The organism is Duganella sp. AC237, assembly GCF_979254035.1.
Genome location: NZ_CEEDEW010000003.1, coordinates 5,160,280 through 5,179,455, shown reverse-complemented (window position 1 = coordinate 5,179,455; position 19,176 = coordinate 5,160,280). Strand labels below are relative to the sequence as shown.

Genomic DNA, 19,176 nt, shown 5'->3' with positions numbered 1-19,176 from the left:
GTGGCCGGCTGGCCACCATGTAGGGTGGGAAGAGTGACAGTGATGACTCAAAATGGTTAACAAAATGGCTGGATGCGCATGATTCTGCTACGGTTGAGCAACTCTGAAAGGCAACGCGCAAACCTGTTAAGCCTGACGCGCCACAAATTCCAGCACTTCATCGACGTGACCCGCTACCTTCACGCCTCTCCATTCTTTCACCAATTGACCGCTAGCGTCAATGACAAACGTGCTGCGCTCGACGCCACGGACGGTCTTGCCGTACATTTGCTTCATTTTCATGACGTTGAACTGCGCGCAGACCGCCTCGTCGGGATCGGAAATGAGCTCGAAAGGCAGGCCCAGCTTGGCTTTGAAGCCTTCGTGCGAGCGCAGCGAATCGCGGCTGATGCCGTAGATTTCGGTGCCGGCGGCCTGGAATTGTTCGTACAGATCGCGGAACGCCATGTTCTCGGTGGTGCAGCCGGGGGTATTGTCTTTCGGGTAGAAAAACAGCACGGTATGGCGCGCTGGCCGGCCCGACAACTGGAACGTCCGGCCGCTCGTCATGGGGGCGGAAAAGTCGGTAACTACGGGTTGGCTATCAGCCACTGGTTTTCTCCTGGAGATGGACATCGACAATATGAGGGCGAGTTTTCACCCTTCAAGACGGGCGGGCAAAGTAAATATTGTCCAACCTGGCCTAGGACCGCGCCCGCAGGCGCGCTTGCAGCTGCTCGGCCGTGATGGACGCGCCATCGGCGGTCAGGCTGGAAATCGTCAGCATGCGGCCGTCGCCGCAAACGCCAAAGATGCAATTATCCACTACGGTCAAGCCCGGTGGCAAACCGACGGCGACGACGTTGCCGAAATTGCCGGACAGGCGGGCGCGCGCGATCACGTAACGCACGCCGGCGATGTCGGTGAACGCGCCGGGGTAGGGCGGCGCGGCGGCGCGGTGCAGGTTGTAGACCTGCCGCGCCGGCTGGCGCCAGTCGATGCGGCCGTCCTCGGGTGTGCGCGGGCCTAAGCCGCCGGCCGCTTTGACGTCCGCTCTCGCACTGTTATGCAGGCGCGGCGCCGTGCCGTCGAGCAGCGACGGCAGCACGCGCCACAGGGTCTGCTCGGCCGCCACGGTGACCTTGACGGACACGTCGAAGGCGGTGTCGTCGGGCAGGATCGGCACCTCCACTTGCGACACGATGGCGCCGGCAAAGGGCTCGGACGTCAACTCGTGCAGGCTGGCGCCGGTGACGGTGGCGTCGTGCAGCACCGCCCACTCGACCGGCGCGGCGCCAGGAAACTCCGGCAGCAGCGAGCCGTGCATATTGTAGGCCGGGGCGACCGCGAGCAACTCCGCCGGCAGCGTGCGGCCGTAGTCAAAGCTGAACATCAGATCCGGCATGGCGTCGCGCACCTCTTCCAGCAACTCGGGCGAGGCGATGTCGTCGGGGGTGGTGCAGGGGATGCGTTCTTCACGGCACAGCGAGCGCACCGATTCGTCGTGGTCGTTTACGCCGGGGGCGTCACGGTGGGCGACCACCAGCGCGACGTCGACGCCGCCCGCCAGCAGCACCTTGATGCAACGTACGCCGAGCTTGCGGTGCGCGAAGACGACCGCGCGTTGACGGCGGTCGTGGTCGTTCGTGTCGCCGGCTGCGTCGCTCATGGCCGCGCGCCTTGTGGTTTCAGGCGGCTCAGGCGCCCGCCTTGTCGGTGTTGTCAATGATCAGCGCCAGGGTGACCTTGCGGCCTTCGCCCATCAGGATGTTGTAGGTGCGGCAGGCGGCCTGGCTGTCCATGCATTCGACGCCGATGCGGCGCATCGTCAGCGCGGCCGTCAGGCGCGGGTGGATGAAGCGCTGTTTGACGCCGGTGCCGAGGATGACGACGTCCGGCGCATCGGCGCCGATGATGTCGAAATGCTCGGCCGTGAGGGATTCGAAGGTCGGCGCCGGCCAGGCGCGCGGCTCGGTTTCCGGCAGCACGATCAGGCTGTAGTTGTAGCGCTGGGCGTTGATCTCGACCCCGGTTTCATCGTAGCCGGTGACGGTTTGGTACTTTTTGGTATCGCTTGCGTGGAGCTTCATGGTGGTATCTGCTATTTGATGGCTTGTCTAAGCGTTATTAGTGGCATTGTAGCCTTTTTCAAGGGGCGCTTCGCCGTTTCGCCCCGCCAGAGGTTGATTAAACGGGTGGCTTTCGGCAGAATGGTTCTTTTCGCATTGCAGCACAGGCCGCCATCGCGTTTTTGGCAGGCCACAGCGGTTTGCCTCACCAAGACAGGATTTTATTTTGCGACCGATTCAAAAATCGAACAAACTGGCGGAAGTCTGCTACGAGATCCGCGGCCCGGTGCCGGAAAAAGCCCGGCAAATGGAAGAAGAAGGCCACAAGATCACCAAGTTGAATATCGGCAACCTCGCCGTGTTCGGTTTCGATCCCCCGGACGAGATCGTCCAGGATATGAAAATCAACCTGTCCAACGCGGCTGGCTACACCGATTCCAAGGGCATGTTCGCGCCGCGCAAGGCGGTCATGCACTACACGCAAGGCAAGAACATCGCCGGCGTGTCGATCGACGACATTTACCTGGGCAACGGCGCGTCCGAACTGATCGTGATGTCGATGAACGCGCTGCTCAACACCGGCGACGAGGTGCTGGTGCCGGCGCCCGACTATCCGCTGTGGACCGCCGCCGTCAGCCTGTCCGGCGGCACGCCGGTGCACTATATCTGCGACGAGCAACAGGATTGGTTCCCGGACATTGAGGACATCCGCCGCAAAATCAACTCGAACACGCGCGCTATTGTCGTCATCAACCCGAACAACCCGACCGGCGCGTTGTATCCGGTCGAGCTGCTGCAACAGATCATCGAGCTGGCGCGCCAGCACCAGCTGATCATCTACGCCGACGAGATCTACGACAAGGTGCTGTACGACGAGGCCGAGCACGTCTCGATCGCCTCGCTGGCCGACGACGTGCTGTTCGTCACCTTCAACGGCCTGTCGAAGAACTACCGCGCCTGTGGCTACCGTTCCGGCTGGATGGTGGTGTCGGGCGAAAAATCCCATGCGAAAGACTATATCGAGGGCCTCAACATGCTGGCCTCGATGCGCTTGTGCGCCAACGCACCGGGGCAGTTTGCGATCCAGACTGCGCTCGGCGGCTACCAGTCGATACAAGACCTGGTGGGACCGGGCGGGCGCCTGTTGAAGCAACGCGATCTGGCCTACAAGCTGCTGACCGATATTCCGGGCGTCACTTGTGTCAAGCCGAAAGCGGCGCTGTACATGTTCCCGCGCCTCGATCCGAAAATCTATCCGATTGCGGACGACCAGCAGTTCGCCTACGAATTGCTGGCAGAAACGAAAGTGCTCATCGTCCAGGGCAGCGGCTTCAACTGGATCGCGCCGGATCACTTCCGCGTCGTGTTCCTGCCGAACTCGGACGATATGACGGAAGCCTTTGGCCGTATCGCCAAATTCATGGAAGGCTACCGCAAACGCCACGGCGCCAGCTTCTAGCCTCCACGCTCCACCGAACCGCAGATCAATAGAAACGAATCATATGAAACCCATCAAAGTAGGCTTGTTAGGCGTCGGCAACGTCGGCTCCGGAACGTTCAACGTGTTGGAACGCAACCAGGAAGAAATCCGCCGCCGCGCCGGTCGCGGCATCGAAGTGGTCGCCGTCTCGGCCCGCAACCTCGAGCGCGCCAAGGAGCGCACCGGCGGCAAGGTCAAAGTGGTCGCCAACCCGTTCGACATCGTCAACGATCCGGACATCGACATCGTCGTCGAGCTGATCGGCGGCTACGACGAGGCCAAGGCGCTGGTGCTGCAAGCCATCGCCAACGGCAAGCACGTGGTCACCGCCAACAAGGCGCTGCTGGCCGTGCACGGCAACGAAATCTTTGCTGCCGCGCAGGAAAAGGGCGTCATGGTCGCCTTCGAAGCGGCGGTGGCCGGCGGCATCCCGATCATCAAGGCGCTGCGCGAAGGCTTGACCGCCAACCGCATCGACTGGCTGGCCGGCATCATCAACGGCACCACCAACTTCATCCTGTCCGAGATGCGCGACAAGGGCCTGGACTTCGCCACCGTGCTTAAGCAGGCGCAGGAACTGGGCTACGCTGAAGCCGACCCGACCTTCGACATCGAGGGCGTGGACGCGGCGCACAAGGCCACCATCATGTCGGCCATCGCCTTCGGCATTCCGGTGCAGTTCGACAAGGCGCACGTCGAGGGCATTTCGAAACTCAATGCGATCGACATCCGCTACGCCGAGCAACTGGGCTACCGCATCAAGCTGCTGGGCATCGCCAAGCGCGCCAAGGTCAACGGCGTCGAGGGCGTGGAACTGCGCGTGCATCCGACCCTGATCCCGAGCAAGCGTCTGATTGCCAACGTCGAAGGCGCGATGAACGCCGTGCTGGTGCAGGGCGACGCCGTCGGCGCGACCTTGTACTACGGCAAAGGCGCCGGCGCCGAGCCGACCGCCTCGGCAGTGATCGCCGACCTGGTCGACATCACACGCCTGGCCACGGCCGATCCGGAACACCGCGTGCCGCACCTGGCGTTCCAGCCGAACGCGATGACCAACATCGAGATCCTGCCGATGTCGGAAATCACCACCAGCTATTACCTGCGCATGAATGTCAGCGACCAGCCCGGCGTGCTGGCCGACCTGACCCGCATCCTGGCCGACGCGACCATCTCGATCGACGCCATGCTGCAAAAGGAACCGGCCGACGGCGAAACCAAGACCGACATCATTTTCCTGACACACCAGACGCAGGAAAAAAACGTGACGGCGGCCATCGCCAAGATGGAAGGCCTGTCGACCGTCTGCGGCAGCGTGACGAAGATTCGTTTGGAAAACCTGAGCTAGGAGCGCGAAGGAGGAGAGGGTGTCCGGATAATCGATGCAGGTTGATTATCTGGCAACTCTTTAGGCAAAAAAGTCCGGGTAGCGTCTACGAACGCTACCCGGAAAAGGGTCAGTTACTAGGGTGGTGTTGCGGTACTACGGATACTTCTACTGCAAGGTTTTTACTGCGGGAAACTCTTACTGCTCAAATGCGGTGGTACTGCTTACTTCGAAGCGACGGTCAGTTCGCTTTTTACTTCCTTAACGCCAGGGACGGCCGATGCGACCTGAATGGCTTTGGTGCCAACTTCAGTGCTCGGGACGGCGCCGCTCAGCACAACCACACCGTCGGTGGTGGTCACGCCAATTTGTTTTTGATCGGCCAGGGAAGCCTTGATCTTGCTGGTGATTGCATCGTCATTGGTGGCGGTGCCAGTCTTGGCGGCTCCAGCCATAGCACCTTCTTGCTGACCCGCTGCGAAGGCGGTACCAGTAGCTGCTGCAGCGGTGAGGGTAGCTGCAACCATCAGGCGGGCGATCAGTTTGGTAGTCATCATGATTTGCTTCCTTTACTCAAGTTTAGGTGAAACGTCTGTGACGTAATCCTATCCTTAGCAATCGGCGTGCCAGCTATTAAAAGCTTTTTAAAATCATGAGCTTATGAAGATATTTCCTGGAATTAATTGTCAAATCGTGACGTATACGTCTACATTCCACCGATTTTGTCGTGAAATGGCGACAGCCTGCTGCCGCCATTTGCTAAGTCATTGATTTTTAAAGGGATCGTCCTGTCGCTCGGTGGCGACAACGGTCGGGTCGGTGCGGAAAAGGCTGGCGTCGAGGTCGTATTTCTGTAACAGACGGTAGAACTCGGTCCTGTTGCGTTCCGCCAGCCGGGCGGCGTCGGCCACGTTGCCGTCGGTGAGTTTCAGCAGCTGGACCAGATAGTTGCGCTCGAAGCGTTGCTTGGCCTCCGTATAGCTGAGCACTTCCAGCGACGGCACGCGCAGCGCCCGCTGCACCAGCGACAACGGAATCAGCGGCGCCGTCGCCAGTGCGCACACGTGTTCCACCACGTTATACAGTTGCCGCACATTGCCCGGCCACGAGGCGGTGGTCAGCGCCTCCAGCGCGTCCGGGGCGTAGCCGCGCACTGTCTTGCCGTATTTCGCCGCCAGCGTGTGCAGGAACTGGGTCGCCATCGGCGTGATGTCCTCGCGCCGCTGCGACAGCGGCGGCAAGGTCAGGGTGATGACGTTGAGCCGGTAATACAAATCCTCGCGGAACTGGCCTTCCAGCATGGCCGTGTCGAGGTCGCGGTGGGTGGCCGACAGGATGCGCACATCGACCGGCCGTGGAACATCCGAGCCCAGCTGGCGCACCACGCGCTCTTGCAGTACGCGCAACAGCTTTACTTGCAGCAGTAGCGGCATATCGCCGATCTCGTCGAGGAACAGGGTGCCGCCGTCGGCCGCCTGCACCAGCCCCTCGCGGGCGCTGACTGCGCCGGTATAGGCGCCCTTGACGTGGCCGAACAGCTCCGATTCGAGCAGCGCCTCGGGAATGGCGCCGCAGTTGACGGCGATGAAGGGCGCCTTGGCGCGGCGGCTGGCGCGGTGGATGGCGTTGGCCAGCAGTTCCTTGCCGGTGCCGCTTTCGCCGCGGATCAGGATGCTGGCGTCGGACGCGGCCACCAGCCGGGCCTCGGCCAGGAGCTCGTCCATGCGCTGGCTGCGGCTGATCAGGCCGGCGCGCCAGGCCTCGTCGCCGTTGGACGGACTGGCGGCCGGCGCCGACAGGCTCAGCGCTTGGGCGATGCGGTCCAGCAGCAGCTTGGCGTCGAACGGCTTGGTCAGGTAGGCGTAAGCGCCCAGGGTGGTCGCCTCGATCGCGTCCGGAATGGTGCCGTGGGCGGTCAGCAGGATGACCGGCAGGGCCGGGTAGTTGTGGCGGATTTCCTGGAACAGCGACATGCCGTCGCGGTCCGGCAGGCGGATGTCGCTGATGACCAGACGAGGCAGCTCGATCGACATGCGCGCCAGCGCCGCCTCCGCGCTGCCGACGCCGGTGACCCGGTAGCCGTTGGCGGTCAGCCGCATCGACAGCAGGCGCAGCAGGTCGGCGTCGTCGTCCACCACCAATAAGTGGGCGCCCTTGCCGGCCGGGTTGCGGGCGGCGCCGGCGGCGGCCAGTTGGTCGTCGGCCGCGCTCATTTGATGATCCCCTGCGGCGCGCTGGCGGCCGGACGGACCGGCAAGGTGCGCTCGATGTTTTTCAAGCCCTCCACCATGTCGTTGAGCTGGTCGATGCGGCGCTGGCTATCCTTTTGCTGCGCCGCCAGCCGGTCCACATGCTCGGCCAGCCGGCGCGCCTCGGCGCAATTGCTCGACAGTACCAGCGCCAGCGGCTTGAAGGCCGCCGCCTCGCTGTCGGTGGAGTTGCCGACGCCGTCGAACAGCGTCTGCGCGCGGGCCAGGTCGCCGCCGCCGCGCGTGAGCATCAGCACCATGCCCATCTGCATGGACAGGCGCGGGCTGCGCGGTTGCTGGGTCAGGCCGCTGAGCTCCTTGAGCAGCTCGCCCTGGCTCATGCGCCGCAGCGACTGGTGATAGCTCAGCAGCGGCCCCACCTCGTCAAGCGGTGGCGGCGGCGGCGCCAGTTCCACCACCGGCGGCGGCGGTGGGGGCGGCTGCGGCGCAGGCGCCGGCTTGGGCTGGATTTGGGTGCAGGCGGCCAGCACCAGGCATAGCAGCACGCACAGCAGGCGCGCCGGCGCGCGGGAGGAAGCGGATTTTGCGTAAGGCATCATATTCACCATCGTGGGCGGACTTCAGTAAGGTAGTTCAATTCGGAAACGGGCGCCCTGGTCGGACGGCAGCAGTTGCAACACGCCATGGTGCGCGGCGATGTATTCCTGCACGATCGACAGGCCAATGCCGTTGCCGCGGCGCGCGCCGGGCGGCTGGCGCTGGCCCTGGTAAAACGGCTCGAAGATGCGCGCGGCGTCGTTCGGCGCCACGCCGGGTCCCTGGTCGGCGCAGTCGATCAGCAGCCGGTCGTTGCGTTCCTCGAGCTGGAAGCTGATCACGCCGCCCTGGGGGCTGAACCGCAGGGCGTTCGACAGCAGGTTGCCGATCGCCACTCCCATCTTGTCGGCGTCGACCGTGATCGGCCGCGCCTTGCCCTCGGTGTTGACGGTCAGCTTGGCCGCCTGCCATTGCAGGCGCTGGCTGTCGATGGCGCGCGCGAGCAGGGCCGACATGTCGGTCTGCTCCAGGTGCAGGTGGTGGGCGTCGAAGGTGGCTTCGTTGTAGCGCAGCAGCGCTTCGATCTGCGACTGCAGCGCCGCGGTGTTTTGATTCAGTATACCGGCGATTTCGCGCTGGTTGGGCGATAACGCCCCGGCCACGCCATCTTCCAGCAGGGCAACGCCTTCGCGCAGCGCCGCGAGCGGGGTCTTCAGTTCGTGCGAGATGTGGCGCAGGAAGCGGGACTTGTCCTCCTCCAGGTTCGAGAGGCGCTGGCGCAGCCAGTTGAGCTGCTGGCCGACGCGCTGCAGGTCGGCCGGGCCGCGCACCTCGATCGCCTCGTCGAAGCGGTTTTCGCCGAGCCGGTCGATCGCCGACTCGATCTGCGCCAGCGGACGCGACAGCCACAGGCCGAAGCCGCCGGCCAGCAGCGCGGCCACCACGATGGAGGCGATCACTTGCGCCTTGAGCACGGCGCGCCGCTGGTCGAGCTCGGCAAGCAGTTCGGTGTTGCGCAGTTCGACCTCCTGTTTGACCTCTTCAGCCAGCTGGGTGTTTATACGTGGCAACAGCGCCAGTACTTTTTCCAGCGCCTGCCGGCGGGCGCTGGTGCGCGCGCGGGTCGGCATTTGCAGGATGTCCCAGGCTTGCTCGCCGGCCTGGCGCCAGGTGTCGAAGGCGATGTTGGGAGCATGGGGCAGGCCGCGCTGGACGGCGTCGAGCGCCGCGCGGGCCTCGCGCCAGGCGTCGGCGTAGCGCATGCGGAAGGCGGGATCGTCCAGCACCAGGTATTGGCGGGCGCTGCGCGTCATCGCCACGCTGCGCTCGGCCAGCTGCTGGGTGTTTTCGGTGAGCGCCAGCGCGTGGTGTCCGCTGTCGCGGCTGTGGAAGGCGAGACGGTCCAGCGTCCACAGCGCGTGCAGGGAGGCGGCACTCAGCAATACAGCAATCAACAGGAAGACGCCCAGCAGTAACTGGCGAAACGAGAGTTTCGAGAGCATCGTTGGTCGTATGGGAGAAATGCTGAATGATAGGCCAAACCGCGCCCGAGGTGTGTTTAATTGGAAATATTGCGGGGGCGGGCGCGGCGCGCGCGAGCGCCGGCCGCCACCGGTTAAGGGGCCTTGGTATGTGTCGTCGCTTCCGCCAGGTCGCCGGGCGCCATCTCGAAGGTGGCCACATCGGTCTCGTACCAGCGCTCGATGCCCCTGAAGCGCATGCCGATGCGCCGCATGACGGCCGACGAGGGCAGGTTTTCCTGGCGGCAGACCGCACACAGCTCGCTGGCGCCCAGGCGCTCGAAGGCGAACCTTGCCATGGCCAGCGCCGCCTCGGTGGCGTAGCCTTTGCCCTGCTGGTCGGCGCGCAGGCGCCAGCCCAGCTCCAGCGGATTGCGCGGGTCGCGTTCGATATGTTGCACGGCGCCGGTGCCGACGGTCTCGCCGCTGTCGCGGGCGATGAAAACCCACCAGGCGTGCCCCAGCTCTGTCCACTTGGCCTTGTTGCGGGCGATGAAGGTGGCGGTATCCTCGGGCGTTTCCGGCCGCCCGGTGATGTAGCGCATCACCTCCGCATCGCCGTTAATCGAGCGCAAGCCGTCGAAGTGGTGGTCGTCCACCGGCTCCAGCCGCAGGCGCGCGGTGGTCAGAATGTTCGAGGGCGCCGCCGTCATGCCGCCGGGCCGACGTCCATGCCGTCGTAGGATTCGAGACCGTGCTCTTCGGCGAACTTGTAGAACTGCTGGTTGCGGGCGTGCAATGTGTCGACCGTGTGCTTCTCGACCTTCTCGATGTGCAGCCACCACAGCGCCGGCGCGTCGCCGTCGGGTTTGGAGTCGTAGATGCCGACGATCTGGTAGCCCTGGGCTTTCAGCGGCGCCTGGACGGCCTCCAGCTTGGCCTTGTCGGCATCGGCGAAAAAGTAGCCCCACAACAGCGGCTTGTTGCTGTCCCACGGGGCGTTCTGTTTCATGTCGGCGAATAGCTCGACCATTTCTTCTTTGGTGATCATGTGCGATCCTGGTGACAGGGAGGGACCGCTATTTTACCGCGTGTACCGGACGCCGGCGTCCGTGAGCACCTTAGCGGCGGCTAAACAAGACCGTCACCTTCAACCCCTTGCCGCCGGCCGCTTCGTCGAGCGCGATGGTGGCGCTGTGCAGGCTGGCGATGTCGCGCACGATGGCCAGGCCGAGGCCGGCGCCGCCGGGGTTGCGCTCCAGCGTGGCGGCGGCGCGGTAGAAGGGCGCGAACACGCGCTCGCGCTCGGCCGCCGGGATCCCGGGGCCGCTGTCCTCGACCTCCAGCGCGATGTCGCCGGCGTTCGGGCCCTCGGTCACGCGCAGCGCCACCTGGCCGCCGGCCGGCGTGTAGCGCAGCGCGTTGTCGACCAGGTTGGCGATCATCTCGTGCAGCAGCAAGGCCTGGCCGCTGACGACGCAGTCGCGCTCCGCCTCCAGCGACAGGTCGATGTTCTTGGCCACCGCCGCCATCGCCATCTCCAGCCCGACTTGGCGCGCGACGTCGCGCAACGAGACCGGCTCCGCCTGCGAAGCCGCGCCATCGGCGTCGCCGCCATGCTCGATGCGCGCCAACGTCAGCAGCCGATTGGCCAGGTTGACGGTGGAGTCGGTGGTGGCGGCGATGCTGTGGACGATGTGGCGCAGCGCCGCCTTGGTCTCTTCGGGCGCCACGCCGGCGCGGTCGCATTCGCGCAGCGCCAGTTCGGCCTGCGTCTTGAGCACGGTGAGCGGCGTGCGCAATTGGTGCGAGGCGTCGGCGATGAAGCGGCGCTGGCTGCTGATTAACAGCTGCAGGCGCGAGCGCGAACTGTTCATCGCCGCCACCAGCGGCCGCACCTCCTTGTGCACCAGCGCCGGATCGACGTCCGATGAATCGTTCAGGCTGCGCGTTTCCACCGCGATCTTCAAGCGCATCAGCGGCTGCAGCACCAGCCGCACCGCGAACCACACCAGCAGCGCGAGCGCCAGCAGCAGCAAGGCCTGCCACGTCAGCGTGTCGAACAGGATCTGGTTCGACAGGCCGCGCCGCGCCTCCAGCGTTTCGCCGACCTGGATCAGCGCGATGCCGCGCATCGAGTCGTCGTACACCGGCTGCAGCAGCGCGGCGATGCGCACCGGCTGGCCGTTGTAGTTGGCGTGATAGAAGCGCACCAGCGCCGGATAGGCCTCCGAGCGCGGCACGTTGGCCGGCACCGCCGGCAGGTCGCCGTAGCCGGACACCGTTTCGCCGTTGATGCCGGTGACCTTGTAGTAGATGCGCCCCAGCGTGTCGGTCTCGAAGCTGTCGAGCGCGACGTAGGGCACGTCGGCCACCACCTTGCCGCCGACGATGGAGACGCGTTCGGCCAGCGCCCGCGTCGACGCCAGCAGCGAGCGGTCGTAGGCGACATCGGCCGCGTCCAGCGCGTTGTGGTAGACCGAGACGGTGTTGAGCGTGACCAGTGCCAGCAAGGGGCCCAGCAACCAGCGCAGCAACTGGCCGCGCAGGCTGCCCAAGGTGGCGCCGGGGCCGAAGCGTTTGGCAAGCCTGGTCAAGAGCGGCATCGGTGTGGGGCTCCGCGCGTCAGTCGGCGGCCAGCGCCGGACGCGGTTGCAGCAGGTAGCCGATGCCGCGCAGGGTGGTGATGATGGCGGCGTCCGGCGCGGCGATGTCGAGTTTTTTGCGCACCCGGTGGATATACAGCTCGATGGCGTCGATGTTGGCGTCGTCGGCCAGCGCGAACACTTCGTCGAACAGTTTTTCCTTCGAGACGGCGCGGCCGGCGCGCGTGATCAGCGTTTCGAGCACCGCGTGCTCGCGCGGCGTCAGCGCCAGCGCGCTGCCGGCGTAGGTGAACATGCGCGTGACGGTGTCGAAACTGAGCGCGCCGCAGTGGTGCACCAGGGCCTCGTTGCCGACGCTGCGGCGCAGCAGCGCCTTGACGCGCGCCTCCAGTTCCGCCAGTTCGAACGGCTTGGCGAGATAATCGTCGGCGCCCAGGTTCAGGCCCTGCACCCGTTCTTCCAGTCCGCCGCGCGCGGTGAGGATCAGCACCGGCGTCTGGCCGCGCGGCGCGGCGCGCGCGCGCAGGCGCTTGAGCACCTCCAGGCCGTCCATGCGCGGCAAGGTCAGGTCCAGGATCAGCAGCGCGTAATCCTGCGTGTGCAGCAGGGCGTCGGCGTCGGCGCCGTTGTCCGCGCATTCAACGGTCAGGTGGGCGTCGCGCAGCGCTTTGGCCAGCCAGTGCGATAGCTCGGTGTGGTCTTCAACTAACAGTATGCGCATAAATTCTTGCCATGGCGTAAAAATGGGTTCAGTGTAAGGCCAGAATCATCGTCGCCCGCGCGTTAAAAGGGAAGGCCTATCGGCTTTGTGGTGCGAGGACGACAGGAAATACCCTTCCTGAGGTAGTGAAAGCTAGGTGAAAGGTAATTGAAAGGATGCGACTTCTATAGTGGCACCCTGATCGCAAATATCAGGCATCACGAATAACTATATCCACTGGAGACACAATGAAAAAATCCCCATTCAGCCTTGCCATCCTGGCATTGGCAGCCGCCGCCGGCGGTGCCGCCCAGGCCCAATCGAATGTGCAAGTCTATGGTTTGCTGGACGTCGGCGTCGAAAATGTGAACAACGCCAGCGCCACCGGCGGCAGCAAGACCAGCGTCATCTCGGGCGGCATGAATACGTCGCGCTGGGGCATCCGCGGCACCGAGGATCTGGGCGGCGGCCTCAAAGCCGTGTTCAATCTGGAAGGCGGGATCCTGATGGACACCGGCGCCCAGGACGGCGCGCTGTTCCGCCGCCAGGCCTACGTGGGCCTGGAAGGCGCCTTCGGCCGCTTGGTCGTCGGCCGCTCCTTCACCAGTGTCTACGACACGGTGATCAGCTACGATCCGATGGGCTTCGCACCGTATTATTCGTGGGCGACCACGGGACCGGCCACGGGTCCGAGCAAATATGGTTTCACGACCGGCTACGATAACCTGATCAAGTACAGCGGCACCTTCGGCGATTGGCGCTTCGGCGCCAACTACGCCGCCGGCGAGCAAACCACCGGCGTGGCCGACAGCGCCAAGATGGGCGCCACCGTCGCCTACAAGTTCGGCCCGGCCAACGTGATGGCCACGTATGAGCGCAACAACGGCAACACCGTGGCGGCCACCGGCAACCGCGATGAAAACACCGTGTGGCACATCGGCGCCAACTACGAAACCGGTCCGCTGAAATTCTGGGCCGTCATGCGCGACTACAACCTGACGGCCGGCCGCGCCGCGACCGCCGATGTCGAAGCCACCACCACCTGGGGCGGCGTCGCTTTCAAGCCTAACGAAGTCACCACGCTGACCGCGGCGGTCTACCACATCAACGTCAAGAACGTCGCCGCCGGCCGCGATGCCGATCCGACCATGTACGTGCTGCGCTACCGCTATGCGCTGTCCAAGCGCACCGACCTGCATGTGTCGGGCGCTTACGCCAAGGCCAAGAACGGCCAGCTCACCGGCTTGTCGCGCGACGACGCCGGCTTTGCCAACAGCCAGCGCGGCATCACCGCCGGCATGCAGCACCGCTTCTAAGCCGCTTCGCAACGAAGACCGGGCCGCGTCGATATTTTTCTGAAAGTCGACGCGGCCTGAAAGCGCTTTGAAAGCTTCACCGCTCTAAGATAACTATACAAGATGACTAAAGTTTTGCAGGCTTTGATTGCCGCGCTGTTTTTACTATGCGCGGTGGCGCGGGCGGCAAGCGTGGAGTGCATCGTCCCCTCCAAACCGGGCGGCGCGATGGACCTCACTTGCAAGCTGGCGCAAAAGGGCCTGCAGGGCTTGCAGGGTTTGCCCAATGCGCCCAAGCCGCCGCCGTCGGATATGCGGATCTCCTATCTGCCGGGCGGTATCGGCGCGGTGGCCTGGCATTCGCTGGTGTCGCAGCGGCGCCGTGCCGAGCCGAACACGCTGGTGGTGTTTTCCGGCGGCTCGCTGCTCAATCTGGCGCAGGGCAAGTTCGGCAAGGCCACCGCGAACGATGTGCGCTGGGTGGCCGCGCTGGGAACGGATTACGGCATGATCGCGGTGCGCGCCGATTCGCCCTACAAGACGCTGGCGGAACTGCTGGCGGCGTTGAAGAAGAATCCGCAGAAGGTGCTGATCGGCGTCTCCGGCACCATCGGCAGCCAGGATTGGCTGAAGATGGCGATGGTGTTCAAGACCGCCGGGCTGGATCCGAAGGTGCTGCGCTTCGTGGCGCTGGAGGGCGGCGGCGAGGCCTTCACGGCGATGCATGCCAATTATGTGCAGGTGGTGTCGGGCGACGCCAGCGAGGCGACGCTGTACGCGGCCGACGGCAACACCCGCGTGCTGGCGGTGCTGTCGGAGAAGCGCCTGCCGGGCGTGCTGGCCGGTGTGCCGACCGCGCGCGAGCAGGGTGTGGACGTGGTGTGGCCGGTCATCCGTGGTTTGTGGATGGGCCCCCAGGTGCCCGATGCGGTTTACCGGCAGTGGGTGGCGACCTTCGACCGCGTGCTGGCCGATCCGGGGTTCGCGCAGACCCGCGTGGCGTTGGGGTTGTATCCGTTCGGGCTGACGGGCGACGCATTGAAAGCTTATGTAACAAAGGCCGTAGACGATTACGGCAGGCACGCCGCCGAACTCGGTCTGGTGCGCTGATCACAAAAAAACTAATAAAACAATTGGAGACTAAAAAATGATGTTCAAGACCTCAGTGGCCGCCGCATGCGCGTCCCTCTCGTTCGCGCTGTTCGCTAGCTCCACCGCCGCCCTGGCGCAAGTGCCGGCCGGCTATCCGGCCGACTACCAGAAGATCATCGACGGCGCCAAGAAAGAGGGCAAGCTGGTGGTCTACGGTGCCACCGACAGCAAGGCCACCGCGCCGCTGATCAAGGACTTCAGCGCCCAGTTCCCCGGCATCACCGTCGAATACAACGACATGAATTCGACCGAAGTGTACAACCGCTTCATCTCCGAGGTGGCGGCAGGCGGCAACACCGCCGACGCGGTGTGGTCGTCGGCGATGGACCTGCAGATGCGCCTGGCCTCCGACGGCTACGCGATGAAGTACAAATCGGTCGAGGCGCCCAAACTGCCGGCATGGGCGATGTGGGACGACCAGGCCTACGGCACCACCTTCGAGCCGGCCGCCATCGTCTACAACAAGCGCCTGGTCGACGCCAAGGAAGTGCCGTACACGCACGCCGACTTCGCCAAGCTGATTCAGACGCCGAAGTTCAAGGACAAGGTCACCACCTACGATATCGAAAAATCGGGCGTCGGCTTCATGTTCATGACGCAGGACGCGCGTGAGAATCCGAAGTTCCTCGACATGCTCAACGCCTTCGGCGCCGCCAAGGTGCGCGTGCAGTCGTCGACCGGCACCATGATGGAGCGGATTTCCTCGGGCGAGAACCTGATCGGCTACAACGTGGTCGGCTCCTACGCGCTGGTGCGCGCCAAGACTGATCCGTCGCTCGGCGTGGTGCTGCCGAAGGACTATACGCTGGTGATGTCGCGCGTCCTGTTCATCAACAAGGCCGCCAAGAATCCGAACGCCGCCAAGCTGTGGCTGGACTACATGCTGTCCCACCGCGGCCAGACCATCATCGCCAACGATTCCAAGCTGTTCGCGATCCGCGCCGACGTCACCGGCGAGACCACCTCGGCGGAACTGATCAAGCAAATCGGCAAGGACAACGTCAAGCCGGTGCCGGTGCATCCGATGGTGCTGCAGTTCCTCGGACCGGCCAAGCGCATGGCTTTCCTCAAGCAGTGGAAAGAATCGGCCGGTAAGAAGTAAGCCGCCGAAGCAAACCTCTGAAGTAAGCGTCACCTTAGGTCCACCCAACGCCGCATTGAGGCGGGGTTGGGTGCCCGCACGCGTCTGAAAAACGGAATTCCTATGCAAACTATGACACTCCCCGGCTCCGGCCGGCGCAGCCTGAACTGGCCGCGCGGCGTGGTGGTGGTACTCGCCTCCATCGCCATCTTCCTGCCGCTGTTCCTGATCTTCTATCAAAGCTTTTTGAGCGCGCCGTTCTTCATGCCGGTCAAGGAGCTGGGCCTCGACGCCTACCGCTTCATCTTCGACGATCCCGATTTCACGATGGCGTTCAAGAACGCCTTCTTACTGGCCGTCGGCCTGGCCGCCATCGCCGTGCCGCTGGGCGGCATGCTGGCCTTCCTGATGATCCGCACCGACCTGCCGGCCAAAGGCTTCATCGCGCCGCTGCTGCTGGTGCCGATCTTCGTCTCGCCGATGGTGATGGGCTTCGGCTACGTCGTCTCGATGGGACCCGTCGGTTTCTATTCGCTGTGGGCCAAGGACATCCTCGGCATGGTGCCGTGGAATATCTACTCGTTCACCAGCATCGTGGTGATCGCCGGCCTGACCCACGTGCCGCACGTGTACCTGTACGCCTCGTCCGCGCTCAAGAGCCTGGGCTCGGACGTGGAGGAAGCCGCGCGCGTCGCCGGCGCCTCGCCGCTGCAGGTGATGTTCAACGTCTCGCTGCCGATGATCACGCCGGCGCTGGCGTATGCCGGCGTGCTGGTGTTCTTCCTCGGCTTCGAGGTGTTCGGCCTGGTGCTGGTGCTGGGCGACCCGGAGGGCCACATGGTGCTGGCCACCTACCTGTACAAGTTGACCAACAAAATGGGCACGCCGTCCTACCACCTGATGGCCGCCGTCGCCGTCTGCCTGGTGATGGTGACGATGCCGCTGGTGATGGTGCAGCGCCACCTGCTCAAATCGGCCAACAAGTTCGTCTCGATCAAGGGCAAGGGCGCGCGCTCGAAGCCGATGCCGCTCGGTAGCTGGAAGTGGCTGGCCTTCGCGCTGATCTTCGCCTGGCTGATGTTCACCATCATCATGCCGCTGTCGGGCATCGTGCTGCGCTCCTTCGTCCAGTACTGGGGCGAGGGCGTCAAGCTGGCCGAGGTGCTGACCTTGCAGCACTTCCGCGAGATCCTCGAGCAGCCGGCGCTGGTGCGCGGCATCGTCAACACGGTGCTGATCGGCGTGATCGGCGGCGCGCTGGCGGTGATCTGCTACAGCGCCATCGCGCTGGCGATGCACCGCAAGCCGGACGCCATCACCCGCTTCCTCGACTACAGCGTGCTGGTGCCGCGCGCCGTGCCCGGCCTGCTGGCCGGCCTGTCGTTCCTGTGGGTGTTCCTGTTCGTGCCGAGCTGGCTCGATGGCATGTTGAAGGGCATGGACAACGGCGTGGCGCTGTGGCTCAGCGAGCACGCGATACCCCTGCTGCGTTCCGTGCGCTCGACCATCTTCGCCCTGTGGCTGGCGTATTCGGTGGTGTGGCTGGCCTACGGCATGCGCCTGATCTCGACCGCGCTGCTGCAGGTGGGCCCGGAGCTGGAGGAGGCGGCGCGCGCGGTCGGCGCACGGCGCGGCCAGGTCACGCGCGACGTCACGCTGCCGCTGGTCAAATACGGCTTGCTCGGCGCCTGGCTGATGGTGTTCCTGATCTTCGAACGCGAATACTCGACCGGCGTGTACCTGCTCACGCCCGGCACGGAGGTGATCGGGGCGATGATCGTGTCGCTGTGGGCGAGCGGCTCCACGGATCTGGTGGCGGCGCTATCGTTCATCAATATCTCGCTGGTGGCCATCGGCCTGGGCATCGCCTTGCGCTTCGGCGTGAAGCTCCATAATTAATTAAAAAATATGAAACGAGACACCACCATGAATGAACTTACCGTCAACGATCTGCACCTGGACTACGGCACCGGCGCCCATGCCAATCAAATTCTGAAGGGTGTGTCGATGCACCTTCAGAAGGGCGAAGTGGTGGCGCTGCTCGGGCCTTCGGGCAGCGGCAAGACCACCTTGCTGCGCGCCGTGGCCGGCCTGGAAAGCGCCAAGCAGGGCACCATCGCCATCGGCGACCGCAATGTCTACGACGGCTCGAAGAACTTCGAGATGCCGGCCGAGCACCGCAACCTGGGCCTGGTGTTCCAGTCCTACGCGCTGTGGCCGCACAAGACGGTGTTCGAGAACGTCGCCTATGGCCTCAAGCTGCGCAAGATGGGCGCCAGCGACATCAAGGACAAAGTCGCCGACGTGCTGAAAAACCTGGGCCTGGGCCATCTGGCCGAGCGCTATCCGCACCAGTTGTCCGGCGGCCAGCAGCAGCGCGTGGCGATCGCCCGCGCGCTGGTCTACAACCCGCCGGTGATCCTGCTCGACGAACCGCTGTCGAACCTGGACGCCAAGCTGCGCGAGGAGGCGCGCGCCTTCCTGCGCGAATTGATCGTGCGACTGGGCCTGTCGGCGCTGATGGTGACCCACGACCAGGCCGAGGCCATGGCGATCTCGGACCGCATCCTGCTGCTCAATAACGGCAAGATCGAGCAGCAAGGAACGCCGCAAAGCATGTACGAGACGCCGGAGACGCTGTTCACGGCGGAGTTCATGGGCAGTAACAACCGCCTGCCGGCCAAGGTCGTGCAGCGCGACGGCGCGCTGGTGCGGCTCGACGTCAACGGCACCGCAGTAACCGGCACCGCGCGTGGCGCCGGCGGCGGCGAGCCGTCGACCATCATCCGCGTCGAGGAAGTGAAGATCAGCCCGACGCCGGTGGACAACGCCATCGAGCTGCCGCTGCTGACCTGCATGTCCCTGGGCGACCGCTTCGAATGCCTGTTCAAGAGCCCGGCGGGCGGCCCCGAGTTCGGCCTGCGCGCCTATTCCAAGTACAAGCTGGAGGCGGGGAGGTACTGGTTGCAGTTGCCTGTCGACAAGCTGTGGGTGTTCTAAGCGGCGCGGCAATAATGTAAATTGTTTTTGCGATGAGGATAGGGCGGGGCCGCAGCGATGCGCCCCGCCCTTTTGCCGTCGCGCCGGAATAGTGGCATTTAGCATAAGATTCCGCGCTTGCATGCACAAAATGCCGGCCCAATCGATAATATAGTTGCCACGAAGATATTACTTGAGTGGAATGCAAGCGGCTGTCGTTTATAATTTTAAAAGGACGCCGGCTGGCATTTTTCGCAGCGCGTGAGCGCGAGTTCGCATTTTTCTCATCTCAAAGCTCTGGATT

At 64.3% G+C, this 19,176-nt stretch carries 18 protein-coding genes; 7 read left to right on the top strand and 11 right to left on the bottom strand.

Translation table 11 applies throughout. From position 1 onward, the window contains the following. Window positions 1-126: 126 nt before the first annotated feature. The 3 genes from AC0IYS_RS22980 to AC0IYS_RS22970 all read right to left on the bottom strand — a co-directional run bounded on the left by AC0IYS_RS22980 (window position 127) and on the right by AC0IYS_RS22970 (window position 2,069). Window positions 127-615 (bottom strand): peroxiredoxin, encoded by a 489-nt coding sequence (locus AC0IYS_RS22980; protein ID WP_471707360.1) that lies wholly within the window; start codon window positions 613-615, stop codon window positions 127-129. Window positions 616-682: 67 nt separating this feature from the next. Beyond that, the gene (locus AC0IYS_RS22975) at window positions 683-1,648 is read right to left on the bottom strand and encodes a formyltransferase (RefSeq protein WP_471707359.1); all 966 of its coding nucleotides are present in this window, start codon (window positions 1,646-1,648) and stop codon (window positions 683-685) included. Window positions 1,649-1,676: 28 nt separating this feature from the next. Beyond that, window positions 1,677-2,069, bottom strand: coding sequence for an Mth938-like domain-containing protein (locus tag AC0IYS_RS22970; RefSeq protein WP_471707358.1), 393 nt, complete (start codon window positions 2,067-2,069; stop codon window positions 1,677-1,679). A gap of 205 nt (window positions 2,070-2,274) precedes the next feature. On the opposite strand from AC0IYS_RS22970, the gene AC0IYS_RS22965 reads away from it, so the two are divergent. Together AC0IYS_RS22965 and AC0IYS_RS22960 are read left to right on the top strand one after the other, a co-directional pair. After that, window positions 2,275-3,507 carry a pyridoxal phosphate-dependent aminotransferase gene (locus AC0IYS_RS22965; protein ID WP_471707357.1) on the top strand — a complete coding sequence of 411 codons (1,233 nt, stop codon included), beginning with the start codon at window positions 2,275-2,277 and terminating at the stop codon, window positions 3,505-3,507. Window positions 3,508-3,550: 43 nt separating this feature from the next. Next, on the top strand, window positions 3,551-4,873 hold the full coding sequence (locus tag AC0IYS_RS22960) for a homoserine dehydrogenase (RefSeq protein ID WP_471707356.1): 1,323 nt from the start codon (window positions 3,551-3,553) through the stop codon (window positions 4,871-4,873). Window positions 4,874-5,076: 203 nt separating this feature from the next. Here the strand turns inward: AC0IYS_RS22960 and AC0IYS_RS22955 are convergent, their stop codons facing one another. From AC0IYS_RS22955 to AC0IYS_RS22920, 8 genes are all read right to left on the bottom strand, one after another. Continuing rightward, a complete protein-coding gene (locus tag AC0IYS_RS22955) occupies window positions 5,077-5,409 on the bottom strand; it encodes a BON domain-containing protein (RefSeq protein WP_471707355.1) in 333 nt (110 codons plus the stop codon). Between the two features lie 207 nt (window positions 5,410-5,616). Continuing rightward, window positions 5,617-7,065 carry a sigma 54-interacting transcriptional regulator gene (locus AC0IYS_RS22950; RefSeq protein WP_471707354.1) on the bottom strand — a complete coding sequence of 483 codons (1,449 nt, stop codon included), beginning with the start codon at window positions 7,063-7,065 and terminating at the stop codon, window positions 5,617-5,619. Next, window positions 7,062-7,661 carry a hypothetical protein gene (locus tag AC0IYS_RS22945; RefSeq protein ID WP_471707353.1) on the bottom strand — a complete coding sequence of 200 codons (600 nt, stop codon included), beginning with the start codon at window positions 7,659-7,661 and terminating at the stop codon, window positions 7,062-7,064. Before AC0IYS_RS22945 ends, AC0IYS_RS22950 begins: the two co-directional genes overlap by 4 nt. Before the next feature lie 21 nt (window positions 7,662-7,682). Next, complete coding sequence (locus AC0IYS_RS22940) at window positions 7,683-9,101, bottom strand: HAMP domain-containing sensor histidine kinase (RefSeq protein WP_471707352.1); 1,419 nt, start codon at window positions 9,099-9,101, stop codon at window positions 7,683-7,685. Between the two features lie 113 nt (window positions 9,102-9,214). Then, a complete protein-coding gene (locus tag AC0IYS_RS22935) occupies window positions 9,215-9,772 on the bottom strand; it encodes a GNAT family N-acetyltransferase (RefSeq protein ID WP_471707351.1) in 558 nt (185 codons plus the stop codon). Further along, a complete protein-coding gene (locus AC0IYS_RS22930) occupies window positions 9,769-10,110 on the bottom strand; it encodes a ribonuclease E inhibitor RraB (protein ID WP_471707350.1) in 342 nt (113 codons plus the stop codon). Before AC0IYS_RS22930 ends, AC0IYS_RS22935 begins: the two co-directional genes overlap by 4 nt. A gap of 70 nt (window positions 10,111-10,180) precedes the next feature. After that, window positions 10,181-11,665, bottom strand: a complete 1,485-nt coding sequence (locus AC0IYS_RS22925) for a sensor histidine kinase (RefSeq protein ID WP_471707349.1) — start codon at window positions 11,663-11,665, stop codon at window positions 10,181-10,183. A 19-nt stretch (window positions 11,666-11,684) separates the two neighbouring features. After that, entirely contained in the window at window positions 11,685-12,386 is a 702-nt protein-coding gene (locus AC0IYS_RS22920) for a response regulator (protein ID WP_471707348.1), read from the bottom strand. A gap of 227 nt (window positions 12,387-12,613) precedes the next feature. Here AC0IYS_RS22920 and AC0IYS_RS22915 point away from each other — a divergent pair, with 227 nt between their 5' ends. The 5 genes from AC0IYS_RS22915 (at window position 12,614) to AC0IYS_RS22895 (ending at window position 18,893) form a co-directional block, all read left to right on the top strand. After that, entirely contained in the window at window positions 12,614-13,681 is a 1,068-nt protein-coding gene (locus AC0IYS_RS22915) for a porin (RefSeq protein WP_471707347.1), read from the top strand. 102 nt (window positions 13,682-13,783) lie between these two features. Next, window positions 13,784-14,770 carry a Bug family tripartite tricarboxylate transporter substrate binding protein gene (locus tag AC0IYS_RS22910; protein ID WP_471707346.1) on the top strand — a complete coding sequence of 329 codons (987 nt, stop codon included), beginning with the start codon at window positions 13,784-13,786 and terminating at the stop codon, window positions 14,768-14,770. A gap of 37 nt (window positions 14,771-14,807) precedes the next feature. Beyond that, the gene (locus tag AC0IYS_RS22905; protein WP_471707345.1) at window positions 14,808-15,914 is read left to right on the top strand and encodes an ABC transporter substrate-binding protein; all 1,107 of its coding nucleotides are present in this window, start codon (window positions 14,808-14,810) and stop codon (window positions 15,912-15,914) included. A 102-nt stretch (window positions 15,915-16,016) separates the two neighbouring features. Beyond that, window positions 16,017-17,792 carry an ABC transporter permease gene (locus AC0IYS_RS22900; protein ID WP_471707344.1) on the top strand — a complete coding sequence of 592 codons (1,776 nt, stop codon included), beginning with the start codon at window positions 16,017-16,019 and terminating at the stop codon, window positions 17,790-17,792. A 27-nt stretch (window positions 17,793-17,819) separates the two neighbouring features. Further along, window positions 17,820-18,893 carry an ABC transporter ATP-binding protein gene (locus AC0IYS_RS22895; RefSeq protein ID WP_471707343.1) on the top strand — a complete coding sequence of 358 codons (1,074 nt, stop codon included), beginning with the start codon at window positions 17,820-17,822 and terminating at the stop codon, window positions 18,891-18,893. Window positions 18,894-19,176 lie beyond the last annotated feature (283 nt).